Annotated in this window: 18 protein-coding genes and 1 pseudogene; 10 read left to right on the top strand and 9 right to left on the bottom strand. The window is 69.0% G+C overall.

Translation table 11 applies throughout. From position 1 onward, the window contains the following. The first annotated feature begins 76 nt into the window (after window positions 1–76). A complete protein-coding gene (ku, locus tag ACZ516_RS33605; protein WP_469013538.1) occupies window positions 77–994 on the top strand; it encodes a non-homologous end joining protein Ku in 918 nt (305 codons plus the stop codon). A 64-nt stretch (window positions 995–1,058) separates the two neighbouring features. On the opposite strand, the gene ACZ516_RS33600 is transcribed toward ku, so the two are convergent. Then, window positions 1,059–1,730: an HNH endonuclease family protein gene (locus ACZ516_RS33600; RefSeq protein ID WP_469013535.1), complete on the bottom strand. Its 672-nt coding sequence runs from the start codon at window positions 1,728–1,730 to the stop codon at window positions 1,059–1,061. Between the two features lie 160 nt (window positions 1,731–1,890). Between ACZ516_RS33600 and ACZ516_RS33595 the strand changes: the two genes are divergently transcribed. Continuing rightward, on the top strand, window positions 1,891–2,130 hold the full coding sequence (locus ACZ516_RS33595; protein WP_469013534.1) for a hypothetical protein: 240 nt from the start codon (window positions 1,891–1,893) through the stop codon (window positions 2,128–2,130). 68 nt (window positions 2,131–2,198) lie between these two features. Next, on the top strand, window positions 2,199–2,576 hold the full coding sequence (locus ACZ516_RS33590) for a hypothetical protein (protein WP_469013532.1): 378 nt from the start codon (window positions 2,199–2,201) through the stop codon (window positions 2,574–2,576). Here the strand turns inward: ACZ516_RS33590 and ACZ516_RS33585 are convergent. From ACZ516_RS33585 to ACZ516_RS33570, 4 genes are all read right to left on the bottom strand, one after another. Beyond that, on the bottom strand, window positions 2,573–3,481 hold the full coding sequence (locus ACZ516_RS33585; protein WP_361088032.1) for a hypothetical protein: 909 nt from the start codon (window positions 3,479–3,481) through the stop codon (window positions 2,573–2,575). The genes ACZ516_RS33590 and ACZ516_RS33585 overlap by 4 nt on opposite strands. A 10-nt stretch (window positions 3,482–3,491) precedes the next feature. Continuing rightward, entirely contained in the window at window positions 3,492–4,307 is an 816-nt protein-coding gene (locus ACZ516_RS33580; RefSeq protein ID WP_361088035.1) for a sigma factor-like helix-turn-helix DNA-binding protein, read from the bottom strand. A 125-nt stretch (window positions 4,308–4,432) separates the two neighbouring features. Continuing rightward, window positions 4,433–4,642, bottom strand: coding sequence for a hypothetical protein (locus ACZ516_RS33575; RefSeq protein ID WP_451517575.1), 210 nt, complete (start codon window positions 4,640–4,642; stop codon window positions 4,433–4,435). A gap of 930 nt (window positions 4,643–5,572) precedes the next feature. Further along, a complete protein-coding gene (locus ACZ516_RS33570) occupies window positions 5,573–5,809 on the bottom strand; it encodes a hypothetical protein (RefSeq protein ID WP_469013528.1) in 237 nt (78 codons plus the stop codon). A 75-nt stretch (window positions 5,810–5,884) separates the two neighbouring features. On the opposite strand from ACZ516_RS33570, the gene ACZ516_RS33565 reads away from it, so the two are divergent. The 5 genes and pseudogenes from ACZ516_RS33565 (at window position 5,885) to ACZ516_RS33545 (ending at window position 14,814) form a co-directional block, all read left to right on the top strand. After that, window positions 5,885–8,656, top strand: coding sequence for a helix-turn-helix domain-containing protein (locus ACZ516_RS33565; RefSeq protein WP_469013527.1), 2,772 nt, complete (start codon window positions 5,885–5,887; stop codon window positions 8,654–8,656). A gap of 236 nt (window positions 8,657–8,892) precedes the next feature. Then, window positions 8,893–9,721 (top strand): annotated as a pseudogene (locus ACZ516_RS33560) (IS5 family transposase). 620 nt (window positions 9,722–10,341) lie between these two features. After that, entirely contained in the window at window positions 10,342–11,808 is a 1,467-nt protein-coding gene (locus tag ACZ516_RS33555) for a hypothetical protein (RefSeq protein WP_469013525.1), read from the top strand. A gap of 750 nt (window positions 11,809–12,558) precedes the next feature. After that, window positions 12,559–13,236: a hypothetical protein gene (locus tag ACZ516_RS33550; RefSeq protein WP_469013523.1), complete on the top strand. Its 678-nt coding sequence runs from the start codon at window positions 12,559–12,561 to the stop codon at window positions 13,234–13,236. Between the two features lie 486 nt (window positions 13,237–13,722). Then, window positions 13,723–14,814 (top strand): hypothetical protein, encoded by a 1,092-nt coding sequence (locus ACZ516_RS33545; RefSeq protein ID WP_469013589.1) that lies wholly within the window; start codon window positions 13,723–13,725, stop codon window positions 14,812–14,814. A 634-nt stretch (window positions 14,815–15,448) separates the two neighbouring features. Here ACZ516_RS33545 and ACZ516_RS33540 read toward each other — a convergent pair. Next, window positions 15,449–18,103 carry a hypothetical protein gene (locus ACZ516_RS33540; RefSeq protein WP_469013521.1) on the bottom strand — a complete coding sequence of 885 codons (2,655 nt, stop codon included), beginning with the start codon at window positions 18,101–18,103 and terminating at the stop codon, window positions 15,449–15,451. Window positions 18,104–19,260: 1,157 nt separating this feature from the next. Between ACZ516_RS33540 and ACZ516_RS33535 the strand changes: the two genes are divergently transcribed. Together ACZ516_RS33535 and ACZ516_RS33530 are read left to right on the top strand one after the other, a co-directional pair. Further along, a complete protein-coding gene (locus ACZ516_RS33535) occupies window positions 19,261–19,911 on the top strand; it encodes an HAD family hydrolase (protein WP_469013520.1) in 651 nt (216 codons plus the stop codon). A 4-nt stretch (window positions 19,912–19,915) separates the two neighbouring features. Further along, entirely contained in the window at window positions 19,916–20,755 is an 840-nt protein-coding gene (locus ACZ516_RS33530; protein WP_469013518.1) for an NAD(P)-dependent oxidoreductase, read from the top strand. A 7-nt stretch (window positions 20,756–20,762) separates the two neighbouring features. Here the strand turns inward: ACZ516_RS33530 and ACZ516_RS33525 are convergent, their stop codons facing one another. From ACZ516_RS33525 to ACZ516_RS33515, 3 genes are all read right to left on the bottom strand, one after another. Further along, window positions 20,763–21,332 (bottom strand): phosphotransferase-like protein, encoded by a 570-nt coding sequence (locus ACZ516_RS33525; protein ID WP_469013516.1) that lies wholly within the window; start codon window positions 21,330–21,332, stop codon window positions 20,763–20,765. After that, on the bottom strand, window positions 21,329–22,366 hold the full coding sequence (locus ACZ516_RS33520) for an AAA family ATPase (protein ID WP_469013515.1): 1,038 nt from the start codon (window positions 22,364–22,366) through the stop codon (window positions 21,329–21,331). Before ACZ516_RS33520 ends, ACZ516_RS33525 begins: the two co-directional genes overlap by 4 nt. Before the next feature lie 182 nt (window positions 22,367–22,548). Beyond that, window positions 22,549–23,301 carry a GntR family transcriptional regulator gene (locus ACZ516_RS33515; protein WP_469013514.1) on the bottom strand — a complete coding sequence of 251 codons (753 nt, stop codon included), beginning with the start codon at window positions 23,299–23,301 and terminating at the stop codon, window positions 22,549–22,551. Between the last annotated feature and the right edge of the window lie 6 nt (window positions 23,302–23,307).

The raw sequence follows: 23,307 nt of genomic DNA, 5'->3' as shown, positions 1-23,307 counted from the left end.
CGGCGCGGCCGGGCATGCGAGCGGTGGCGGGTCTTCCTAGGCTGGTCGTCTCGGGGCTGACCATGGAGGTACCGCCATGCCCGCCCGCCCCGTCTGGTCCGGCGCGATTTCGTTTGGCCTAGTCACGATTCCGATCAAGGTTCTTCCCGCCACCGAGAACCACAGCATCAGCTTCCACCAGTACCATCTGGAGGACATGGGCCGCGTCCGCACCCGCAAGATCTGCGAGATCGAAGACCGCGAGGTCACGACCGCGGAAATCGGCAAGGGCTACGAGGTCAGCAAGGACACCGTGGTCGCCATCGCCGACCACGAGCTGGACGACATGCCCCTCCCCACCGCGAAGGCGATCGAGATCGCCGCGTTCGTCCCCTACGAATCGATCGACCCGGTCCGTATCGGAGAGGGCTACTACCTCCAAGGGGATGGCCAAGTCGCCGCCAAGCCCTACGTACTGCTCAGGAAGGCCCTCCAGCGCAGCAGCAAGGCAGCCATCGCGAAATTCGCGTGGCACGGGAGGGAAAGGCTCGGTCTGCTGCGAGTGCAGCACGACGTGATCGTGCTGCATGCCATGAAGTGGGACGACGAAGTCCGCTCACCCGAGACGATCGCCCCCGCGCCCATGGACCTGACAGACGACGAGATCGATCGGGCCGTCCTGCTCATCGACTCGATGACCGTCGACGACATTACCGACCAGGCGTGGGCTACCGACCGCTACACCGAGGCCCTGGAGGAGGTCATCCACGCCAAGGCCGACGGCAAGCGGCCCCCGCGGGCGGCTGATGAAGAGGAAGAGCCGGCGGGCAAGGTGGTCGACCTGATGGCCGCTCTGGAGGAGTCCGTGCAGCGAGCCCAGGAGAGCCGAGGCGAAGGCGGTGACGCGACCGTGCACGAGATGAAGCCGAAGACCGCGAAGAAGCAGGCCGCCAAGAAGACGACCACCACGGAGGCTCCGGCGAGAAAGACGACCGCCAGGAAGCGCGGCGCCTAGGGGGCGGACCGCCACGGTGGCCATGCGGATGTCCGCCCCGGCGCTCGCGGCCGAGACGCGCGAGTCAGCCAGCGGGTTCGTATTCCACCGTCTCCTGCCCGCACCCGGCGGCCAGCTCCTTCAGCGCCTTCCGCTCGGCCGTGTCGACGGTCAGGTGCCAGCGGAGCTTGGTCGCCACCCAGTGGGTGGTGTAGGTACAGCGGGCATCGGCGAGCGGAGGCTGCCACTGGGCCGGGTCCTGATCCGACTTCGAGCGGTTGCTGCGCGCGGTCACCGCGACCAGCGACCGCTCGTCGCCGAGGTCGTTGGCGTAGGCCTTGCGGCGCCCGGCGCTCCACGAGCTGGCGCCGGAGTCCCAGGCCTCGGCGAGCGGCACCATGTGGTCGATGTCCAGGCCGCGGGGCTGGGTGAGGGATTCGCCGTCGTAGTACGAGTACCACTGGCCTCCGGTGATCTTGCAGCCCGGGCCGATGGTGGGTGCGGTACGGGACTCGGCGATGAGGACCTCCTCGCGGGTGTTGCACCCGTCGCGGTCCTCGTCAATCCAGTGCCTGAACCGGGAGCGTGCGTATCCCTCCCGCGACTCCGCGGCTGTCGGCAGGGCGGCGACCGCCTGCTTCAGCGTCATCGGGAGCGCGACCAGGTCGGCATCGGCGGCCGAGGCCGGGGACGTTGCGGTGAGGGGCAGGGCGAGACAGGCTGCGGCCAGGGCCGCGCGCATACAGGTGGTAATCACGGTCCGGTGATACCGGGGCCCGCCGGCAGCCGAGGGTGGTTCGGGTGAAGCATCACCCGGGTGAGCGCAAAGGTCGTACCGGCGGACCGTGTCAGGCAACGCCGGGACACGACCAGCACGTCGAACAGGAGGGCGACACCCCGGCTTAGGATCCATGTCCGTGGCAGACATCTCCGATGAGCTGATCAAGCTGGAACGTTCCGCCGAGGAAGCACGAGCGAAGCTCGCCGGTCTTGCCGGTGAGGAGTACCAGGCGCAGTGGCGCAGCTGGTACGAGGCGGCAGCCGCCTTCCAGGCCGCCGTCACCGCGCACGCCAAGGCCACCGGCCAGCCGCGGCACGAGGTCGAGCAGGCCGTGAAGGTGGCGGTGCGGCACGCCGAGGAGGATCCTGCGGAGTAGATGAAGCCGCAGCCCGCACCGCCGTCTGGGCGGCCAGCCGGTACTGACGAGGCGTCGAGGAGGACATCGTGGAGGACCTGCCGCTGCACGAGCTGGGGCTGCTGCGCGGGGCAGTGGAAGGTCACGACACCCGCTATCTCGGCTCACTGTTCGCGCTCGACCGGCACGCACACCTCATGCTGCGGGCCGCTTTGATCATCCCGGTCCGGGCCGGCGCGTCGCGAGACGACGCCTGTCAGTTCTACGAGGCCACCCCAGCCGGCCGCGCGTTCTACGCCGCCCATCTCTCCGGCCTGGACGAGCGCGCCATTGGCCGAGCCAACGCCTGGGGCGGCCACCCGCAACTCGTCTCTGCGGCCCGGGCACTGGACCGGCTGCTGGATGCGGTCGAGCACTCGGCTGACGAGCCTCGTGCGCCAGGCGCCACCGGCAGGGGTGAGGGTTAGGCCAGCGCGCCGACGTCGAGGAGGAACCGCATGAACACTTCTCGGTGGTCTGACTTGTGGGGGCGTTCGGAGGGGATCCGTCTCCAGGTGCGGGGGGCGACGGTTTCGCGGAAGTCGGAGGCGCTTTCGGCGTCGGGTGCCGCGAGCTGGACCAGGACGTGGTCGGGCTCCGGCGTTTCGGGGCGGGGGGCGGCGTCGTCGCTCGGTCTGGCGGGCAGAGGGTGCGGGGGCGGGCCGGGACGCTCTTCGTGCCGGTCGGTGAGGGCGGCGAGGAGGATCTGCAGCTTTTCGGCGAAGTAGGGGCCGGGGGCGGGGATCTCGAGGTCGGGGTGGCGACGGTATCCGTCGGTGACGGCCGCGGTGGTGTAGGACATGACGGCGAGAGCGGCTTCGCTGTACGTGCGATCGCTGTCGCCCGTCATCTGGGCGACGATGCGCAGGATCGTGGCGGTGCTGGCCTGGTGGTCTTCGCCTGCGTCAGTGCCGGCGGCGGCCTGGTCGAGCCAGAAGCCCGCGGCGTGTTCATCACCTTGTGCCCGGTGGTGCAGTGACAGGCAGTGGCTGGCGCCGCGCTCTCCTGCGCCGGCGGCGTACTGCCACCAGTAGCGGGCTCCGTCCTGGGCGCCGGCGAGGTGCAGCAGACAGCCCAGGATCCAGGCCCCGCGGGGGCTGGGGAGCTGGTCGGTGATGAAGTCGGTGAGCTGGGGGGCGGTGGCGTGGGTGACGGCGACGGCACAGAGCGAGTGCAGGTGGCTGGCGGCCGTGTCGTCGCCCACGTCGTCGGCGCCGGGGTGTTGGGCGGGAAACTGTCGGGGACGGGTGTCCACGTAGGGGACGGTGTCCGCGGGGATACGCGGGTTCTTCAGGAGGGCGGCGCGGGCGAGGAGGTCATCGACGGTGGTCATATCGGGGTGATCACTCCCGGGCTGTCGGACGAAGGAGCTGTTCCAGCGCTCCTCGTGCGTGGTGGTCGAGGGTGTGGATGTGGGCCGGGGACAGGCCGGTGGCCTCCTGAACTTCTTCAGCGGGGAACTCGCACAGGTAGCGCAGGACGATGACATCGAACTGGTCGGGGGGAAGATGGCTGATGGCGTCGAAGAACGCGGCGACTTCACTGATCTCGACGAACCGGGCCACCGGCTCCTCGATCCGGCTCTGCGCGACCGTCATGAAGGCGGCCGGCCGCAGGTCGGGCCGCCCGTCCGGGTGCCGCCGGACGCGGAGCAGCACCCGTGAGCGTACGAGCCGCCAGGCCTTGCGGGGGAGGTTCGGTCCGGCGGCCACTTCCTCCCAGCCGGCCCAGAGGATGTCGAAGGCCTCGTCGACGATGCGTTCGGGCCGCTCGATGTGCAGCAGTGCCTGGGCGTAGGCGACGTAGTAGTGCTCCATCTTCTCCATGAAGCCGCGGTGTTCCACGGGCCGCTCCTCGGGCCCCAGGGGCTGGACGGCCCGGATGCTTCGTGTGATCCACCTGGTGGGCTTGGCGGCTTCGTAGGCACCGGAGGTCCACAGACGGCGCAGGGGCCAGGGCGGCAGGCCCAGGGCGTGGACCACGCTGTAGGTGATCTCCCAGCTCGGGTAGTACTCGATGCCCCGCAGGAGAGCGGAGATCCGGGTCTTGGAGAAGCCGGAGCGCCGCGCCAGGTCATCGAGGGTGGCGCCGCTGACGGATATCTGGTGGCGCAGCCGCTCCAGCATCGCCTGATGGCTGGGGCCGATCGTCTCCGACATCGGCTCCGCGCGACGGCCCCGCCGTCCAGGCCTGAACGAAGATCTGGGCGCTAAGGACAAGGGTGCGTCGGGGGCGTCACCGGTAGTGGACGGCTCGTCCTGCGGGTCGGAAGAGGGTGAGGACGTCATGGCTGCGGCTCCTGCGGCCGGGCCGGCGCCGGGGCGCTGACCGCTCCCGTGCTGGAGCTGTGTACGGCGGCGAGCTGCTGCACAAGCAGTCCGAGCGATGGCAGCAGCGCGAGGACCGCGGCGAGTTGCCCCAGCGCGGTCATCACTGTGCTCCACGCGAGGACCGCCGCCACGACAGCGAGGGTCCACAGCTTTCTCCTGGGCATTGCACCTTCCCTGAATTCAGGTTGAGGGGTCTGGAAGGCTCCTCCCCCGGCGGTGCTCAAGCGCCGGGGAAGGAAGTGTGCACAGCATGGTGCGCGCCACCGCCGGCACTCAACGTGATCATGGAGTCACGGAACAAATGCGTTCGATGGACTCCTCAAGAGGGAGGAGTCTCGCCAACTACCGTCACAGCAGGGCCAAAAGGAGTCGGGAAGCGTGCGTTTTTGATCGCCATCCTGCAATTGCACGGCCACCCTTCTGAGCAGGGGCACCATGAAAGAGACGCTCGCGCCTGGCGTCACACCTTCCCGTCTGGAAGGCCGCAGGGGCCCCTCGTGCTCAAGAACCATGGAGGGGCCCGTGCCACTCCCGTCCAGCAACCAGGTACTGCTGGACGGGAGCTCAACATCACCGCGCACGACGTGCCCCACGCCAAGACCCAGCACGCCCCGAGGCTCCGCCGCCCCCCCCGCCGGGGTGAGCAGCTCCTCGCCAACGGCGGCGGTCGCTTGGCCCCCGCCGCCCGCCTCGCCGGCGTGATCAGCCTCAGGTTCGCCGGGTAGTCCCTGTCCAAGACCGTGACCAGGCGTGCGTCGGCGTTGCTGGCCGCGGCGAACACCGACCGCCTCGGCCAGGCCGCAGACATCCAGGCCGCCGGCCACCAGCGCCAGCAGGTCCGTCCATCAGTGCGGCCAGGCCCTCGGGACTCTGGGCGCCGCGGGCGAGCAGGCTCCAGTCCAGGCCCCGGCCCCCCGGATGCGCTCGCCATTGAGATCAAGGCGCACCCCTCTCCGGACTACATCAACAACCGGGTCCGGCACCCGAGTGCACACCGACGCGGAGCCGCCCACCTACCGGGGGATGGCACGCCAGCCCGTCCTATGGAGCGGCCTGCCCGCTGCATACGAGTAGGACAACTTCCGTCTGGTGATTCAAGCGATCAGTGCTGTAAGGGCTGCGGTCACCGTCGCGGCGAGAGTGAGGACCGCGGCGAAGGTGGTGGCGGCCCGGATGAGGGCAGCGGGGTACGTAGCGCCATCCAGGCGGGCGAGTTTGCCCGCGCCGGCGGCGGCCAGCAGTGCGACGACGATCACGAGCGCGGTGGTCAGAAGGACGACGGCCACGAGGACTCCCGATAAGTGATGGGCGTTGACGTGGTCGAAGGTCATGGAACCGGTGTTCGCCGGGGTTCGCCGGGACGAGAATGAACACCGGCGAACACATCGGGGCCCCGGGGAAGGTGCATGGACGAGCAGAACGGTCATGGCCCGCAACTCACCGAGCTGCGCGTGAGACTGGCCGACGGGCTGGCCCGGGCCCGGTTGAACCAGACCCAGCTGGCCCAGCGGGCAGGCCTAGGACGGACCACCGTCTCCGAGGCGCTCTCTGCCCAAAAGCCCGTGCCGTCCGCAGAGACGGTGGCAGCGCTGGCACGCGCACTGCAGCTGCCCTTGGCAGAGATGCTGGCGTTGCGGCGCACTGCGGCGCAGCAAGTGGGTACAAATGCGTCAGAGGGGCCGGGCCGCCCCATTGGCGAGTGGGCACCGCATGATCTGGAGGTCCACCGGGCCAGACCCGGCCCGGCGGCCGCGGGCTTAGGCATGACTGCAGATCGGGCCTGGCCCGCCTATGTGCGCCGCGAGCATGACCGCGTGCTGGACAAAGCAGTCGAGGACGCCATGGCCGGCCGCAGCCGGATCATGGTGCTGGTGGGCTCCTCCTCGACGGGCAAGACACGAGCGTGCTGGGAGGCCGTCCAACCCCTTGCCAATCAAGGGTGGCGGTTGTGGCACCCCTTCGACCCGACCAGGGCGCAGGCCGCCCTGGAGCAGTTGCACCGAGTCGGGCCGCGCACGGTGGTGTGGTTGAACGAGGCCCAGCACTACCTCGGCGACCGGGCAGTAGGTGAACAGATCGCGGCAGCCGTGCACCGTCTGCTAATCAGTCCCGAGCGCGGGCCCGTGCTGGTGCTGGGCACGCTCTGGCCCGAGTACGCCACCCAGTACACGGCTCTGCCCACACCGACCGAACCGGATCTGCACAGCCAAGTACGAGAATTACTCGCCGGCCGCCTCCTGGCAGTACCTGATGCCTTCGACGCCCCGGCTCTGGCTGCGGCCAAGGCCCTTGCCGAGGATGGCGACTGGCTGCTGGCCGATGCACTCACCCGTGCACAGATCGACGGCCGGATCACCCAGGACCTGGCCGGCGCTCCCGAACTCCTCAACCGCTACCAACACGCCAGCCCGGCCGCCAAGGCAGTGCTGCAGGCCGCGATGGACGCGCGCCGCCTCGGAGTCAGCCTGCACCTCCCGCAGGCCTTCCTCACCGTTGCCGCCACCGACTACCTCAGCCAGAGCGACTACGACCTGCTCACCGACGACTGGGCAGAACAGGCATACGCCGAACTTGCCAAGCCTGTCCACGGCAAACAGGCTCCCTTACGACAGACCATCCCCCGCCCCTTGCGACGTCCGCCCGCCCCTGCCTCTGCCGGCACCACGGACGCAGAGGCAGCGAGAGGACCACAGTTCCGGCTCGCCGACTACCTCGAGCAACACGGCCGCACCAGTCGTCGTCACCTGTGCCCGCCCGCATCTTTCTGGCATGCCGCGCTCACCCGTCTCGCTCACCCCGATGACCTGAACCGCGTCGCCGATGAAGCTGAGAAGCGCCTGCGGCTGCAGTGGGCTCACCACTTGCGCCACCAAGCCGCCGCCAACGGCAGCCCTGTGGCCCTGGCCTTACTAGCGGTGTTGCGAGCGGAGGCCGGGGACCTGGACGGCGCCGAAGTCCTAGCCCGGCAGGTTGCCGACCACGGCGACACCGATGTCCTGCGCCAAGTGGCGTTGATGCGGGAGGGAGCCGGGGACTCGGACGGCGCCGAAACTCTGGCACGGGAGGCGGCTGGCCTCGGCGACACCAGTGCCTTGCGCCAGTTAGCGGGTATGCGGGAGATAGCCGGGGATCGGGTCGGTGCCGAAGCCCTGCTAGGCCAGGCCGCTAACCTCGGCGACACCAGTGCCTTGCGCCAGTGGGCGGTGATCCGGGAGGAAGCCGGGGATCGGGTCGGTGCCGAAGCCCTGCTAGGCCAGGCCGCTAACCTCGGCGACACCAGTGCCTTGCGCCAGTGGGCGGTGATCCGGGAGAAAGTTAAGGACCGGGAGGGTGCCGACGCCCTGATTCAGCAGGCTGCCGACCTCGGTGACACCGACGTTCTGCACGAACTGGCGGTGACGCGCGAACTCGCCGGGGACTGGGACGGTGCCGCAGCTCTGCTTCGCCAGGCCGCTGGCCTCGGCGACAGCGATGCCTTGCGTCAGTTGGCTGAGATGCGGGAGGAAGCTGGGGACCGGGACGGTGCCGAAGCCCTGATCCAGCAGGCCGCCGACCACGGTGACACCGACGCCCTGCACCAACTGGCGGTGACGCGCGAACTCGCCGGGGACCGGAGTGGCGCAGAAGCCCTGGCCCGGGAGACCGTCGTCTACGGTGACGCCATCGCCCTGTGCCGGCTGGCGGTGATGCGGGAGTCTGCCGGGGACCCAGCCAGCGCGGAAACCCTGGCCCGGCAGGCTGCCGACCACGGCGACACTGATGCCTTACGTCAGTTGGCGGTGATGCGCGAGAAGGCCGGTGACCGGGACGGTGCCGAAGCCCTGAGCCAGCAGGCCGCTGACCGCGGTGACACCATCGCCCTGTGCCAGCTGGCGGTGATGCGGGAGGAATCCGGGGACCGGGTGAGCGCGGAAATCCTGGCCCAGCAGGCCGCCGACCACGGTGACACCATCGCCCTGCGCCGCCTGGCGGAGATACGGGAAGTCGCCGGGGACCGGGCGAACGCGACACTCCTAGCTGGGCGAGCTGCCGACTACGGCGGTGCCTCTCTCAATTACGAAGACACGGCGTGGGCCTCGATGCTCCGCGCGCGATGGCCGCACGGTATGGATCCGGACGGCACTCCGACGTCCCCCTGGCGCCCGACGGTGAATGTTCCGCATGGCCCGCTCAAGTAGCGCGGCGCCTAAGGACGGATTCGCCAGGCAGTCATGCGGGGTGTCCGCCCCGGCACCGGGGCGAAGACGCATTGGTCAGCCGGGCGGGCTCGTACTCCGCCGTCTCCTGCCCGCACCCTGCGGCCAGCTCTGCCAGGGCCTGCTGTTCGGCCTTGTCGACGGCCAGGCTCCAACAGCGCCAATACGGCCTAGGCAGTGTCTTCAAATGATCACCGCTGGCGGATCATGGTGTTGTGATACGTCGTCATGAACTGTCCGATGCTGAGTGGGAGTTCGTCCGGCCGCTGCTGCCCGAGTCATTGCGGGGGCGTAAGCGGCTGGATGACCGCAGGATCCTGAACGGGATCGTGTGGAAGTTCCGGACCGGGACGGCCTGGCGGGACGTGCCCGGGCGTTACGGTCCCTGGGGCCACGCTGCATACGCGTTCTCGCAGGTGGGCGGCGGACGGGACGTTCGACCGGATGCTGCGGACTGCGCAGGCGAAGGCGGACGCGGCGGGCGACAACCAGTGGCTGGTATCGGTCGATTCCACGGTCGTCCGGGCCCACCAGCATGCGGCCGGAGCTCGAAAAGGGGGCTCTGCGACCCGGCCCTTGGCCGTTCCCGAGGCGGGCTGACCAGCAAGATTCACCTGACCTGTGACGGCAGGGGCCGTCCGCTCGGCTTCGTCGTCACCGGTGGCAACATCAACGACTGCACCCGGTTCACCGCCGTGATGGAAGCGGTCCGGGTGCCCCGGATCGGACCGGGGCGGCCCCGCACCCCGACCCGATCACGTCCTGGGCGACAAGGACTACAGCTCGAAGGTGATCCGCACCTGGCTCCGCCGCAAGGGCATGCACACGATTCCCGAGCGGGCCGACCAGGTCGCCAACCGGGCCCGGCGAGGCAGCCGTGGAGGCCGCCCGCCGGCCTTCGACCGTGAGGTCTACAAGCACCGCAACGTCGTGGAACGGTGCTTCAACCGCCTCAAGCAGTGGCGCGGTATCGCCACCCGCTACGACAAGACCGCCCGGTCCTACGAAGCAGCCGTCACCTTGGCATCGCTCCTGATATGGGCGTGACATTTGACGACAGAACCTAGGGGACTCGGCGGGGCCGGATGTAAGGCCAGTTAGCTATCCCGTTCGGCTTGGCGCTCCTTCTCCTCCTCAGTGATCCGGCATTCCGTGCACAGTCCCAGCTTCATCTCTTGGCTCAGCTTGTTGAGTCCGCATCCGCAAACCAGGCATACATCCGACGGCTTTTGGTGGTAGCCGCACGATGCGCAGATGCGCACGTCGCTGGCACGGAACACCCGGGGAGACCCGCAGAACTGGCAGTCCTGGGGGCGGCCGCCCACCTCGCCGGGGTGTTTGAAGTGGGGCCAGGTGTTGCGCCTGTCGGGTCGGAAGGTAATCCGCTGAGTTCGGCTCATGGTCCAGAGATCGGCCTTCGGAGAGCAGCTCCTAATGCCCCTTGTGGGTGCCCTGTTCTGGGCTCGGGTGACCCGCGGCCTCGATGTGAGGCTGCGGGTCAACGAGCGGTGTCACAGAAGGTCCCCCGGGGGGAGGACATCCTGGCGACTGCAGGCCCATCACCGCAAGGGGCGAGTGTTGGCGCCGCCGCAGCCGGGGCCGTGAGTCCGTGATGCTGGGCTCGTCCCTGAGCGGGGCTTCGCATCCCGGACCGTGAGGAGAGTGGCATGGGCAAGCGTCAGCGTCGCCGTAGGCGAGAGACCGCTCGAAAACAGCCGGCCCCCCAGCCCTGGTTGGTGGACCTGCCGGTGGAGGCTCCTCTGCTCCGAGTTGTCGGCAGGCCAGAGGTGAGCGAAGACGTCCGCGAGCTGTGCGTGCAGTACTGGTCACTGGCTGACGACGGCACGTGGGCCAAACGCACCAGTGAGTTGGGCAGGGCCGCGACGGTCAGCGCTACGGTCGCCAAGGCCTGTCACGCGATGCTGCTTGCCGTCACGTGCCTTGGATGCGGGGAACCTGTCGAGGTCACCTCTCGGGCGCAGGCGATCAGTTTGGCCGGGCCTCGTCTCGCCCGGGCCAACAAGTGGTTCCGGTGCCCGCCGTGCAAGGAAGCTTTGAGCGCAGAACGGGCTGCCCTCAGGGAGCAGCAGCAGGCCGAGGAAGCTGCGGCCGAGGACCGTGCCCGGAGGGAAGAAGAGAAGTGGCAGGCCAGGTTCGCGGCCTTCCGGGAACGTGAGGACGCCAGGCAGCCGATCGAGGAACCGCTGCTGCCGCATCGGGCTGCAGGCAGTGCCGCGGCGGTGTACTTGGCGATGCTGGACTTCGCGCACGCCTCACCAAACCGCCCGATCCCCAACATCGAGGACCTGGATACAGGGTGGACCGGTGACCCAGAAGTTGACGTTGCGGCAGTTCAACATCTGCGAACAGCGGGGCTAATCGCGATTCATCCCGACACCGCTGACTCGGCGGTGGGTCGGCACGGGACAGATAGTATCGGCTTCTACCCCACGCTGGTGAAGTGGCGGCTAGTCGGCGGCACCCAGCACGGGCAGCGCATGAAGGCGTACATCCAGAAGGTGCTGGAGGTCGCGCCGGGCGCACAGGCTGGCGAGGCCCGCAAAGATCTGGCGCAGCTGGTGGAGTCCATGGAGGTCGCCAATGTGGTGTCATACCTCGATGGACTGCTGATGCTGCAATACCGCTACCCGGAAGTGCCCCCTGCGCGCCGCCATGAGCTGGACGAGGTCGTCAGGGGCGGCTTCGCGCAGGGCTTCACCCCGGGACAAATGATCTGTTTCGCGTGGCGGGCGGCCGACTCCGCCGCGTCCTGGAAGGAACGCAAGCACCTAGGCGAGGCAGAGGCATCCTCCGCCGTCGTCACCATCCTCAGCGGCAAGATCGTGGATGCCATCGAGCGGCACTCCGCCGTGCCGGAGTACGAGCCTCCTCACTGGCACCAGACAATGCCCGCACTGGCACCCGGCCGGGCCCTGGTCGCCACAATGCGCAAAATCCGCTCCCCCGAGGCCATTGCCGCCTGCCTCGTGTGCGACAAACAGGGGTGGGCCGACGGCGAGCGGGACGGCAGGCCGATCGTGTATCGGTGCACCCACCCCATCGATCCTGAGATCGAGGAAACCGGTGGGGAGACCGAGGACGAGTCGGAGGACCTGACAGCCTTCCCCTCTTGACCTCTCGGCCCGCCGTCTACTTCGCGGCTGGTGTCCGAACTGGGATTCCTGGGCCGGCTCAGAGGGCGGGCCGTTGCTGGTGGCGTACTTCCAAGCCGCGGCGCCTTCGAGAGTTGCACAACAAGCAACGTCCCCAACCCGGTGGTGCTACTGGATCCACGGCGCCTCGGGGGTGGATGGAGCAACCTGTGGATGCGGCGCGTACCGCGCTGGAGAGGGGAGCGAGCGTCTCAGCTGCCTCGTGCAGTGCATCCTGCATCTCCGTCACCTGCGTCGGGTTGTCCGGCATGAGGTCGAAAGACAGGTCATTGATCACCGCCAGCTTGGCCCGAAAGCGGCCGATGACGGTATTCGGTTGCTGGAAGGGTTCTTGCATCACATCCTGCCCTCGGCGTGCTGCTCGGGGAGCGGCTGAGTCTCTGGCACGGCCTGCTCCTCAAAGTCCCATGTGCTGTACCTCCACCAACGACCACGGAGCAAAAACGCTTCGGGGGTTGGTCGATGGCGAGCTGTTGCCAGTGGAGGCCCTCCGCAGACTGGACGGGGACTCGCCACCAAGGCCGGGCCTTGGTGGCCTGGCGGCTGACCGTGACCAGAACGCAGATCGGGTGGCTGTGGACTCGCCGGGTCCCGATCTGACCAGCCTCCTAGCGCCCGGCGACGCACGGCGCTGACTCACCGGCCTGGGCCGAATGGGCGACCCGGCCCGGCGGCCCGCCTCCTGGCAGGAACAGCGGCGTTGATCCGGTTGTGGAACTGGGAATCGCAGAGTCGTCCGTCACGATCAAGACCCTGTCGGTGAACGGCAAGCGGATGCCGAAGGCGCTCTATAGTCAGCTGCCGCAGCGCTCCCTGCTGGCCGAGAGCGACTGCGAGGTGGTGGGCCGCCCCTGGGGCCGTGTGGTGGACTCCAAGTGCTGCCACGACGCCCGCCGGAAACCGCACTCGCATGTCCTGTACGAGCACGACGGCGAGCTGTTCGTGTGGATGGCGCTGAAACGGCTGGAGGACGCGCCCTGGCACCTCCAGGACGACGGGTACATGCCGCGCTCGAAGGCGGGTACGGCTTTCGTGGACGCGTGCCTGCTGGAGACACATCTGGGGGCCACCGACTTCTTCCAGGGCAAGGTCTTCGGCCTGATGTCGGAGGGTGAACTGGTAACGCGGATCGAGGGCATCACGGTCTATCTGACCTGCTCGAACGAGGCCAACAGACTCCGTTCGGCCCGCGAGCGGTGGCGGGGCCACCCCAACCTCGAAGAAGCGGAGAAGGAACTCCGCGCCCTATACGAGAAGCGGGGCAAGGGTGCCCAGGAGTGGTACCTGGAGCTGGTCGCGGACGTGAAGCTGGTGAAGCAGGCCCGTGCCAATTACTCGGCGGCGCTGGAGATGGTGGCGGGGCTGCCTCAGCTCTTTCTCGGCGCCTGAGCGTTCACCGCGCCCGGCGCGGTGCGGGCGGTGGGTCCCCGCACTCACGGGCCAGGCCTCGGCCCTGGGCCCTTGCATCCTCGGCCCCTTGGGCGCGGTCCTCGGCGTCTCGAGCGAGGTAGCGGGAGGACTCGTTGCCGACGGCGTCAACGAGCCGGTGCAGCGGCGCGGCCCGGCGCTCCAGGTAGTCCAGGCGGCTGTCGGTCGTGGCGGCGGGGCCGCTATACCGCTATTTCGCCGCCTCCCGCCCCGCGGCCACCAGCCGATTCAACGTCGTCACCTCTGGCAGCAGCACAGCGGCCGGCTGCGGTGGGCCACGGCGTACTCGGCGACGGCGGTCTGCACGGTGCCCTCGCGGCGGACGGCGACGGCCCGGGCCGGGGAAAGCGCCCCGCCAGCAGCGGGTCGTGCGGTCGCGCAGGTCGGGGAAGTGTTGCCCGGCCAGCGCGAATGAATGCACAGGACAATTACAGTTATCCTGTGGCTATGGTGGCGCCCGGTCTGAACGGCCCCGAGACGAGCGATGTGACCGACCAGGCGGAGGGCTCGGCTACGTCCGACCCGCCTTCTTCCGCCCGGGCGACCAAGAACGTACAGCGCCGCCTCGGCGGGGCTCAGGAGCTGGACTTCCCCCCGGTTCCCAATGGCATCGACTACCTGGTGAGCGTCGTCACCCACCTGCAGCCGGACACCGGCGGCACCCCCCGCGACATCAAGTACGCGGTGCTCCACCTCCAGGCCGCCGCCGAAGTCCTACTGAAGGCCCGGCTGTCCCACGAGCACTGGAGTTTGGTGTTCAAGGACCCGAGCAAGGCGGCCCACGGCGCCTTCACCGACGCCTCGTTCGAGAGTTGCACCACCGAGGACGCGGTGAAGCGGCTGCGCAACATCGCCCGCCTCGACATCAGCGCCAAGGACGCGGAGGCCCTCGACAAGCTGGCCAAGGACCGCAACCGCCTCCAGCACTACGGTTTGACCCACAACGCACAGGCCGTCGAAGCCCGGGCCGCCACTGTCCTGGACTTCCTGGTCCGATTCATCGACGACGTCCTGGTGCCGAACCTCCCCGATGCTGAACTGAAATCGGTCGGGTCGCAGATAGCGTCGGTAAAGGAGGGGCTGTTCGCCATCCAGTCGTTCGTCACCCGACGGATGAACCGGCTGCGCGGCAATGAACTGCGGGGTGCTGAAGAGCGGACGCTGCGCTGCCCGGACTGCCAGCAGTTCGCACTGCTCCACGCGGCCCGCACCACCAGCGTCTGCTGCTTCTGCGGCGGGGGATGGCAACCGGACGATCTTGCCTATGTACTCACCGACGCGTCCTTGGGCAGTCCGCTCATGGAGTGCCCCGGCTGTCACGCCCCGACCCTCGCCGACGCCGCGGAGTTCGCCGACGGCCGACGCACCCTCTTCTGCACCACCTGCGCCGCCCGCTTCGACCCAACCAGCCTGGGCAACTGCGTCGGCTGCGGCTGCTACTGGCCCGCAGCGGACGTCATTCCGGAGACCAATCAGCTGCTGTGCGCCGACTGCCAGCGACGCATACGCGAAGAGGAAGAATCGCCTTACTGGACATAGCTCGCGACCGCGGCGGGCTCTGACACACCGCCGGGAAAGGACTCCATGACCCGTACCCATGTACCGGCTCGCCCGTCACCCGCGACACTCGCAACGCAGCACCGCGACCCGCGCGATCTGTAGCCGGAGCACGCCCGCAAGCTGTACGACCACTTGGTGGCGCTGTAGGGAGAATGCCCGCATCAACGAAACCTGCGTAGGCGAACACGTCGGCCGTCTCGCGCGTTACGAGGACAAGCGGGCATACTCGCATCCGCGGGCGAAGCATCATGGACGGTGATTGCGTCCACGCCTGTTCACCTCGTGCGGTGAAGCTGTGCCACCGGGTCGGCGGCTGATTGCTCAGGGCCGGGACACGGTGGCGGGACGCTCGATGGTCAGAGTTCGGAACGGGCAAAGACGCGGTCTCCGTAGGCGTCGAGACTCGTACTCGATACATGCTTGTCTCTCGTACTCGATACGCGCGAGCGCGAAGGTCGTACCGGCGAACATGCCAGGCATTTGCCGGGAAACGACCAGCACGTCGAACAGGAAAGCCAAAGGGTTCTTTCGAGGGCGGCCGCACACCGATCGGCACAACTGTCCAGGCCATCGGCGTCCGCACAGCGGAGCGGTGCTCGGTGCCCAAGGGGCATCAGCCGCCGACGGGAGCGGCCAGGGCGTCATCGGGCAGGGGCCGGATGGCCATCTGCTGCAGGCGCCTGGTCCAACTGCCCTGGACGTCTGCGTCATCCGGTGTGCACTGTCGGGCGTCTGTGGCAGTGCACTGCTCCTGCAACCGGGTCTTCAGCAGGCAGTGGGCGGTGCGTTCACGCGCCCGCTGCGCGGCCTCGCGGGCAGGCGCGTCAGCCCGCGGACCAGTGAAGTAGCAGTCGTAGGAACGCCGGGCCTGCTCGGCGCCGTAGGCCCGGTGGGCCTCGGCTTCAGCTTCTGGAGAACGCGCCAGCGCGGCCAGGGCGGTCTTGCGGGCCTCCTCGAGCAGTTCGCTGGCTCGGGCTTTGACGGCGTAGGCAGCGCAGGCAGCAGCGGCCTGCGGTTCCTCGGCGGAGCGCTCCCCCAGCGCGGCCAGCAGCTCCTGCCCGGCCCGATCCGCTTCTCGCCGCAGACTGGTCAGAGCCCGGTCCCTCACGGCGGCCAGCTGGCGAGGACCGGAGAAGCCGGTCGCCGTCCAAGCCGCCTCCGTCTGCGCCGCCTGCTGGAGCAGCTCATGGGTCTGCCGTCGGTGGCCGCACACCTCGCACAAGCCCGCTGCCTGCTGCTGCCCGCAGTCTTCGCACGGCCGTGCCTGGCGCACCGCGTCGGCGGCGGCCGCGGCCTGGCGCTCACGCTCTGCCTGCTCCTGAGCAGCCGCACGGGCCCCCTCCCGGCGGGCCTGCTCCGCGCGGGCCCGCTCCCGACGCCGTGCGAGGTCCTCCGCCTCGACGGCGGCTTGCTCCCGCAGCCGCTCCTCAAGGACGCGCCGACGCTCCTCGTCGCTCAGCCCGGGCAGCTCCTGTTCAATCTGTGTTGCGATCTTCGCCCGCCGGGCACGGCGGATGTGGATCACGTTGCCGCACATCTCGCAGTCAGCGCCGGTGTCCAGCCGGATTCCGTCGTCGCAGCGCCGATCCGTGCATGACGGCCGCCGCACCAAACCTCGGCCAATCAGCCATCCGAACGGCTTGTTGACCAGAGCCTCGCCCCCGGTCTCCACCAGGCGGTCGGTGAGCCGGTCGGCCAGCAGCCGCGGCGCGCTCTCCGGCGCCACCCCCAGCCCGGCCAGGTGCGCCAGCTCCGCCTTCGCGGCGGCCTCCACCTGGTCCTGCTGCCACCCCGACAGCCGCTCCCACAGCCAGGAGACCGGCCCCAGCGCTACCCGCAGACGAAGGTCAGCCGGAAGGGCCACCCGCCTCTGCTGCTGCGCCTTTTCCCACCCCGCGGCCGTCGGCCGGCCACCGGCACCAGCCCCGGCAGAACGCTGCCCGACCCGCTCATCGACCGGGGACTCCTTCGGTTTTTCCCCGCGCAGCGGGCCGTCCTCGGCCACCGGCGACCCGCTCGCGGCAACGTCGGTCTCGCCGTCGACGGCCTGGTCCTCGCCCGCGCACACGCGCTCCGGCCGACGGCCTTCACCCCCACGGCCTTCGCCGGAAAAACCACAATCAAGCTGCGGAGAAACGACGGTAGTAACCCCAGAAGCGTGGTCTGCGTGGAGCTCTGCACCATCGGGACGCTCCTGATGCACCGCATCCCCGGGCCCTTCGGCACCGCCGATCCCAGACGTACCAAGGGCACCAGCAGTCCCAGCCGGACCATGATCTCCGCACGCACCATCGGGACGCGCCGAAAACACCGACCCGGCCCCCGAAACAGCCTCCACAGAGGCCAGGCGACGGCCGTACGCGCGGGCGACCGGCAGCAGCATGACCCGGCCCCGGCCGCGCATCCGCGTCGACGTCTCCCGGTGCTGCCGCGCCACGACACCGGCCTCCGTCAACCGGGCCAGCACCTTCCGCGCCCCCGACGGCGAGCAGCCCAGCAGCCGGGCCAGCGTCGCCGCCCCGCGTCCCTCACGCTTCTTCACCGACCCGCCGCACAGCTGCAGCCAGCCCGACGCCCTCGTGTTCAGGACCATCAGCAGCAGCCCGAGCCGGTCGGTCGCCGCGCCTTTGCCCGTACGGCCGGCCAGCAGCCCTGGCGGCGTCGGCTCCTTGTCCTTCGGCGTCCAGCCGTGCCCGAACAGCGCCTCACACAGGTGAAGCAGCGTCGCCAGCTCCGCCTTCGTCAGCGCCAGCGGGTGCCCCGCGCCCTCGCCGTGGTGAGCGCGCCACAGAGGCATGACCAGGCAGTCCAGCCCGGTCGGGTGCCCCTTCCCGTCCCTCACGACCTGCGTGTGCACCGCGCCCGAGCCGCGGAGCACCGGCAGCACCTTGTGGTGGACCGTCGACTCCTTCATTCCCATCCACCGGCCGAGCTCCGCGCCCCAGGTCGAGGTCTGGAGGTCGTCCTCCTCCCCCTTCGGCGCCCGCGACTTCGCGTACAGCACCACGGCCGCCAGCTTCGGCGCGTCCTTCAACCCGGCGATCGACGGGTCCGCCAGCAGCGACTGGACCGCGTCGCGCAGCCGCAGCCGCATCGCCCGACCGAGGCGCAGCGGATCCTCCGGACCGTCGCCGTCCGGTTTGCCGGAGGCCGGCACCGACCGCAACGCGTTCCGCTGTGGGGGAAGCCGGGACGCGTCGACGGAGTTGTCGACGTCCTCCCACAGGGGGTGATCCAGCACGGCGGCCGGTGCCGCTACGGCGCTCATCGGCCCACCGCCGGGACACGAGCGGCAGGCACTGCAAGGACCGAGGTCGTCTTCTTCGTCGGGCCGGTGTACACGCGAAAGCGGACACCCCCCGCAGCAGGCAAAGCGCGCGCATCGTGAGCCATCCGCCGACTCTGCACGGGACGGCCTGTGGCCAGAGGCCGTCCAGCCGTGAATACCGTCGGCGCTCCCGCCCGACAGCTGTTGATCTTGCTGCTGGTTCCGTCAGACGGAACGGTCTTAGCGAGCAGAGTGGTAGAGGTCGTCACATCTGCTGCAGGTGTGGAAAACGATTCTGGTGTGACAGATCGGGGTGATGAATCCACTTCCGGCGCGGGTTCTGCAGGAGGAACCGGACGAACCGGCGTGTGACATCCCGCTCGGTCGGCACCACTCGCCTGGCAGACCGGGGTGAAACGGGCATAGCTGGGCTGGAAAACGGCATTGCAGTCCTGCACAATGGCTCCTGTCGTGGAGGCATCGCCAAGACGGCATGACGAAGCCCCCAGTGGGTGCTTCGTGGTTCGGGGAGAACCAAGTACGAGCGTCTGGCCGGCTGCTAACCGGGCGGACGACCCCTTCGGATGGGGCTGCTAACTCCATCCGGTGTCAGGGGGACGCTCAGCCAAGGTGTTGCTGCACCTTGGGAGCTGGGCGTCCCAGCGGCTGGAGCGATGGCTCGCCGCCTCAGTCAGCTACAACGTTGAGGCCTCCACGAGACTGATCCGGCTGCGCTGTCCTCCAGCGCAGAAGCCGTGAGAAGCCGGGCGGATCATCGCCGCGGGCACGTGGGAGGCATCGATGCGCGTACGCGGGTAGCCCACCGGAGCGACGCTCGGGCGTCGCTTCAACAGCGGGGTGGTGTGTGTCCACGCGCGGGTGCGGGTACCCTGCATCACGCGGCCGCCTTTCTCACGAAAAGGTGGGTCGCCGGGTCGGGAGTCTTCTCCCGGCCGAGAGCCCCCACGGACTTGCCTAAGGTCCCGGGGGCTTTTTCCTGTACTGCTTCGGATCAAGTCCGCAGCCACCCTACTCCCCCGGCACCCCACAGAGTGACGACAGGTGACAACGTGTCGGGCCACGACTTGACGGACTGTCAGTGTCCTCCGGACACCCGCTCGACTCACACGCGAGATGGTCTCGGTAGGGTCGTCGGCGTGCAGACCCTGGCTCTCTTCGATCTGGACGGAACGCTTACGGACCGCGCTTCCGCCTACAGCATCGCGATCGCCAATCTGTGCGTCGCCTACGGATACAACAAGCAGGTCGAGCACTGGCTCCTCGCCGAACTTGCCGACCGGGCGAACCCCGACGACTTCATCCGGCTCTGCGACGTCTTCGCATTGACCGAGAGCCCAGTAGCGTTGTGGCGCAGCTACGTCGGCTGCATCGCCAGCTCCGTCACCTGCCGACGTTCCGTCCTGGACGGCCTGGCCGCGCTCCGGCAGGCGGGCTGGACGATCGGCATCGCCACAAACGGCGCCTCCAACATCCAGAGGGCCAAACTCGCCGCGACCGGCATCCTCGACCTCGTTGATGGGATCGCCGCTTCCGGCGACATCGAGGTTCGCAAACCCCACCCGCGTCTTTTCGAACTCGCTGCCACCCGTTGTGGCACCGACCTCGCGGACGGCGGCTGGATGATCGGCGACAACCCGGCCGGAGACATCGGCGGCGGCCACCAGGCTGGCCTGCGAACCATCTGGCTGCGCGGCCGCCCTTGGCCCGACGCACTCCCCACTGCTCACCACGTCGTTGACGACGTCACCGACGCGATCACCATCCTGCTCAACGAGACCTCGGAGTAGCGCCGTGGCCCAGCCGACCGTCGGCATCCTCCACCCCGGCAGCATGGGCGCCGCTGTCGCCGCCTGCGCCACGACCAACGCGGCCGCAGTTTTGTGGTGCGAGACCGGGCGCAGCACCGCCTCGGTGGAGCGCGCCGCCCAGTTCGGGCTGATGTCCGTGGCCTCGATGGCCGAGCTGCTGGACCGCAGCGACATCGTCATCAGCCTCTGCCCGCCGGCCGCAGCCGAGGACCTGGCCCGCGACGTCGCCGGGCACCGCTTCACCGGGGTATACGTGGAGGCGAACGCCATCAATCCTGAACGCATGAAGCGGATCGTCGGGTTGCTCAAACCGACCGCGACTGTCGTAGACGGCGGCGTCGTCGGTTCCCCGCCGGTGCGCGGCAAGTCGCCGACCTTGTACCTGTCCGGGCCTGCGGCCGCCACCGAACGCATCGAGGCGCTGTTCGCGGGCACCGCCGTCCAGACGGCGGTGCTGGGCACGGAGATCGGGAAGGCGTCCGCGCTGAAGCTGTCGTACGCCGCGTTCCAGAAGACCTCGCGGGTGCTGGTGGCACTCGCGATCGGGATGGCCCGCGAGCACGGCGTCGACCAAGAGCTCATCGAGGTCGCCTCGAAGCGCACCGACTCGTACCTGTCCGAACCGCAGTACGTCGCCAAGACCGCGGCCCGCGCCTGGCGCTGGGGCCCGGAGCTCGAGGAAGCCGCCGACACCCTCGCGGCCACCGGCCTTCCACCGGAGATGCTGCGCGCGGCCGCGTCCACACTGGCACGGTGGCAAGAGGTCAAGGACGACAACGAGCTCACGCTCACCGACGCCCTGGACCGACTCGCCCACCCGTAACCCGCGCTCATGCCGACGCCGCCCCCGCCCGGCGCGCCAGCAGCTGGTCGATGAGCCGCGCCGCGTCTTGCGGGGCCGCCTCCGTGGTGTCCACGGTCAGGTCCCAAGTCGTACCCGGGTGCGCGTCCAAGTCCTCGCGGGTCGCGTCCCACGCCGCCAGGCGCGCCGCGGTGTCGCTGTCGCCGCGCCCCGCCGACCGCTGCTCAGTCACCTCGCGCGGACACCACAGCAGCACCACCGACCAGGCGGCCGCGTAGCCGTTGACCAGCGCGCGGACGCCGTCGATCTGCCCGAGGTGCACCACGGGCACCCCGGCCGCGAACGCCGCGTCGACTCCGGGCCGGTCGATCACGTACGTGTTGCCGTACCTGGTGTTCGCGTATACGACGTCGCCTGCGGCCTCCAGCTCATGTAGCTGCTCCGCTGTGCCCATCCGGTAGCCGGCGGACTTGCCCGTCCCCACCTTGAGCCGCGTGAACTGCGCGTACCTCGAGTTCAGCTCGGTGAGCGCGGCGGTGACGGTGTCCTTGCCCGACGCCGGCGGGCCGTACAGGATCACGCCCTGCTTCGGGTTCACGCGTACACCGCCCCCATCGCCTGCCGGGCCTGGTCCGCGAGCGTCACCGCGGTCCCCAATCGGTTGTCGACGACCAGGTGCGGCACGGCCGGGCGCAGGTCGAGGTCGATCGTGGCCATGTACTCGTCCCACCGCTGAAGTTTCCACGCGTCTCGGGCCGCGGAGCGGAATCCGATGTACTCGCGCATCGACTCCTCGTCGCAGCGCACCCATACGGGGAAGACGTCGACTCCCATCGAGCCCGCTCGGTTGGTTAGGCGCTGCATCCAGTCCGGGTCGGTCATCTCGGCAATGAACGGGGCGGTCAGCACGGTGGAGATGCCGCACTTGATGTTGGCCATGGCCGACTGCATCAGGCAGTCGTACTCCACCGGCCGGACCTTCTCGCGGTAGAGGTCGGTGTGCCGATCGTTCGCGTCGCCGCCCAGCGCGACCAGCAGGCGTTCCACGAGCGGGCGGGTGAGCGGGTCCTTGTCGAGCAGGGGCCAGCCGGTGAGCTGAACGAAGAAGCGGGCGAGCTCGGTCTTGCCACTGCCGGCGAAGCCGCCGACAAGGATGAGGACGGGGCGGTGCGGGTCGCCGCCCGTGTGCCGGCGCTTCCACGCGTCGATGATCCGCTGCTGCAGGTCGAAGTGGTCGGCCTCGTCGGAGCCCGGCGCGATGCGATGAATGGCGCGCTCAACAGCCAGGACATGTGATCCGTTGAGGCGGTCGTCCAGCGGCGTGAGCTTGAAGGAGGACTCCTCACCCGGTAGGGCATTGCGGAACCCCAAGTCGGGTTCCGTGGCCCGGTAGAGGAGGCAGTAGGCGCGCCGGTAGTGGGGGCCGGGGAAGACCTCGCCCTGCTCGTGCTGCCACAAAGTCTGAGGATTCGCGGCGGGGATGCCCTTGAGCTTGGCCTGCTCGGCAACCGCCCGGAGGCGCTCGCCGGCCTTCTCCAGGGTCAGGCCGTGAGCCTCCCGCTGCTCGCGCAACCGGTCTGGCCGCCACCCCGCTCGCTGCTTCCCCACCCTCTGCCCCTCCGTCATCGTCATGGCCGCGAGCCTAGAGCTCGGGCCCCAAATCCCGTGTGTACGTGGATGTTGAAAGCCCGTGAACGGAAGCGTGCACGGGCTTCGACAAGCCTTTGTGATGTTGCGCTGCGGCGCTCGCGAGTGTGATGGCCCCCACAAGACGACCAGTCATGAGGGGGTTCGGAATGGGCGAGTTGGCGCACTCAGGCATTGAACGCGTACTCCAGCACGTAGGCCGCGCTGTCCATGGTCATCTCGTTCACTTCGACGGCCTCAAGCTCAGCGTCGAAGGCCGTGCGGCACAGCTTGATGACGGGGCGCTCCAGGGGCATGGCCAGTCCTTCGGCCTCCTCAGCGACGGGCAGCCGACATCGGATCTCTTCGCGGAAGTGAGCGGGTGCGTGCCCGATCTCAGCGAGTCGCGCGTACGTGCCACCTTCCCCGGTGTCCACGCTCATGATCGCAGTGCCATCGGCCAGGCTAAGAGGGAGGTACGAGGTCGCGAGCATGACGGGCCTGCCGTCCAGCACGAAGCGTCGGGACCGAGCGCAAACGAGTTCGTTCTCGTCAACGTCCAGCATCTGGGCGATGTGCGGTGGTGCGGCCACGGTGTCCACACGGACGTCGATCGTGACTGGGCGTTCCTCGTCAGCGGACCAGATGGACTTGCCCGCGCCCCACTGCTCGCGTGCGAGTCGCTGGATGCCGTGACGCCGGATCGGGCGGAACTCGATGACCCGAGCGCCTGCCCCCTTTTTCGTCTCCACCAGGCCCTCAATTCGAAGGATCTTCAACGCCTGGCGGGCGGTAAGCACAGCGACCTCGTACTGGGCGGCGAGCGCGCTCTCGCCCGGCAGCCGATCGCCGGGGCCGTACTCGCCGGACTCGATCGCCGCCTTCAGGCCGTCGGCAATCCGTTGGTACTTGGGCCGCTGGGCGCCCGTCTCACTCGCCATAAATCT

The sequence above is a fragment of the Streptomyces sp. NPDC034037 genome (genome assembly GCF_055575715.1).
The sequence above is the reverse complement of the archived record's forward strand: the minus strand, read 5'-3'. Positions and strand labels throughout refer to the sequence as shown.

What these genes read in the sequence shown, in the direction of transcription:
- ku (WP_469013538.1), top strand. Translation starts at nt 77, where the DNA reads ATGCCCGCCCGCCCCGTCTGGTCCGGCGCGATTTCGTTTGGCCTAGTC.
- ACZ516_RS33585 (WP_361088032.1), bottom strand. Translation starts at nt 3,481, where the DNA reads ATGACCACCGTCGATGACCTCCTCGCCCGCGCCGCCCTCCTGAAGAAC.
- ACZ516_RS33580 (WP_361088035.1), bottom strand. Translation starts at nt 4,307, where the DNA reads ATGTCGGAGACGATCGGCCCCAGCCATCAGGCGATGCTGGAGCGGCTG.
- ACZ516_RS33575 (WP_451517575.1), bottom strand. Translation starts at nt 4,642, where the DNA reads ATGCCCAGGAGAAAGCTGTGGACCCTCGCTGTCGTGGCGGCGGTCCTC.
- ACZ516_RS33570 (WP_469013528.1), bottom strand. Translation starts at nt 5,809, where the DNA reads ATGACCTTCGACCACGTCAACGCCCATCACTTATCGGGAGTCCTCGTG.
- ACZ516_RS33565 (WP_469013527.1), top strand. Translation starts at nt 5,885, where the DNA reads ATGGACGAGCAGAACGGTCATGGCCCGCAACTCACCGAGCTGCGCGTG.
- ACZ516_RS33555 (WP_469013525.1), top strand. Translation starts at nt 10,342, where the DNA reads ATGGGCAAGCGTCAGCGTCGCCGTAGGCGAGAGACCGCTCGAAAACAG.
- ACZ516_RS33545 (WP_469013589.1), top strand. Translation starts at nt 13,723, where the DNA reads ATGGTGGCGCCCGGTCTGAACGGCCCCGAGACGAGCGATGTGACCGAC.
- ACZ516_RS33540 (WP_469013521.1), bottom strand. Translation starts at nt 18,103, where the DNA reads ATGAGCGCCGTAGCGGCACCGGCCGCCGTGCTGGATCACCCCCTGTGG.
- ACZ516_RS33520 (WP_469013515.1), bottom strand. Translation starts at nt 22,366, where the DNA reads ATGACGATGACGGAGGGGCAGAGGGTGGGGAAGCAGCGAGCGGGGTGG.
- ACZ516_RS33515 (WP_469013514.1), bottom strand. Translation starts at nt 23,301, where the DNA reads ATGGCGAGTGAGACGGGCGCCCAGCGGCCCAAGTACCAACGGATTGCC.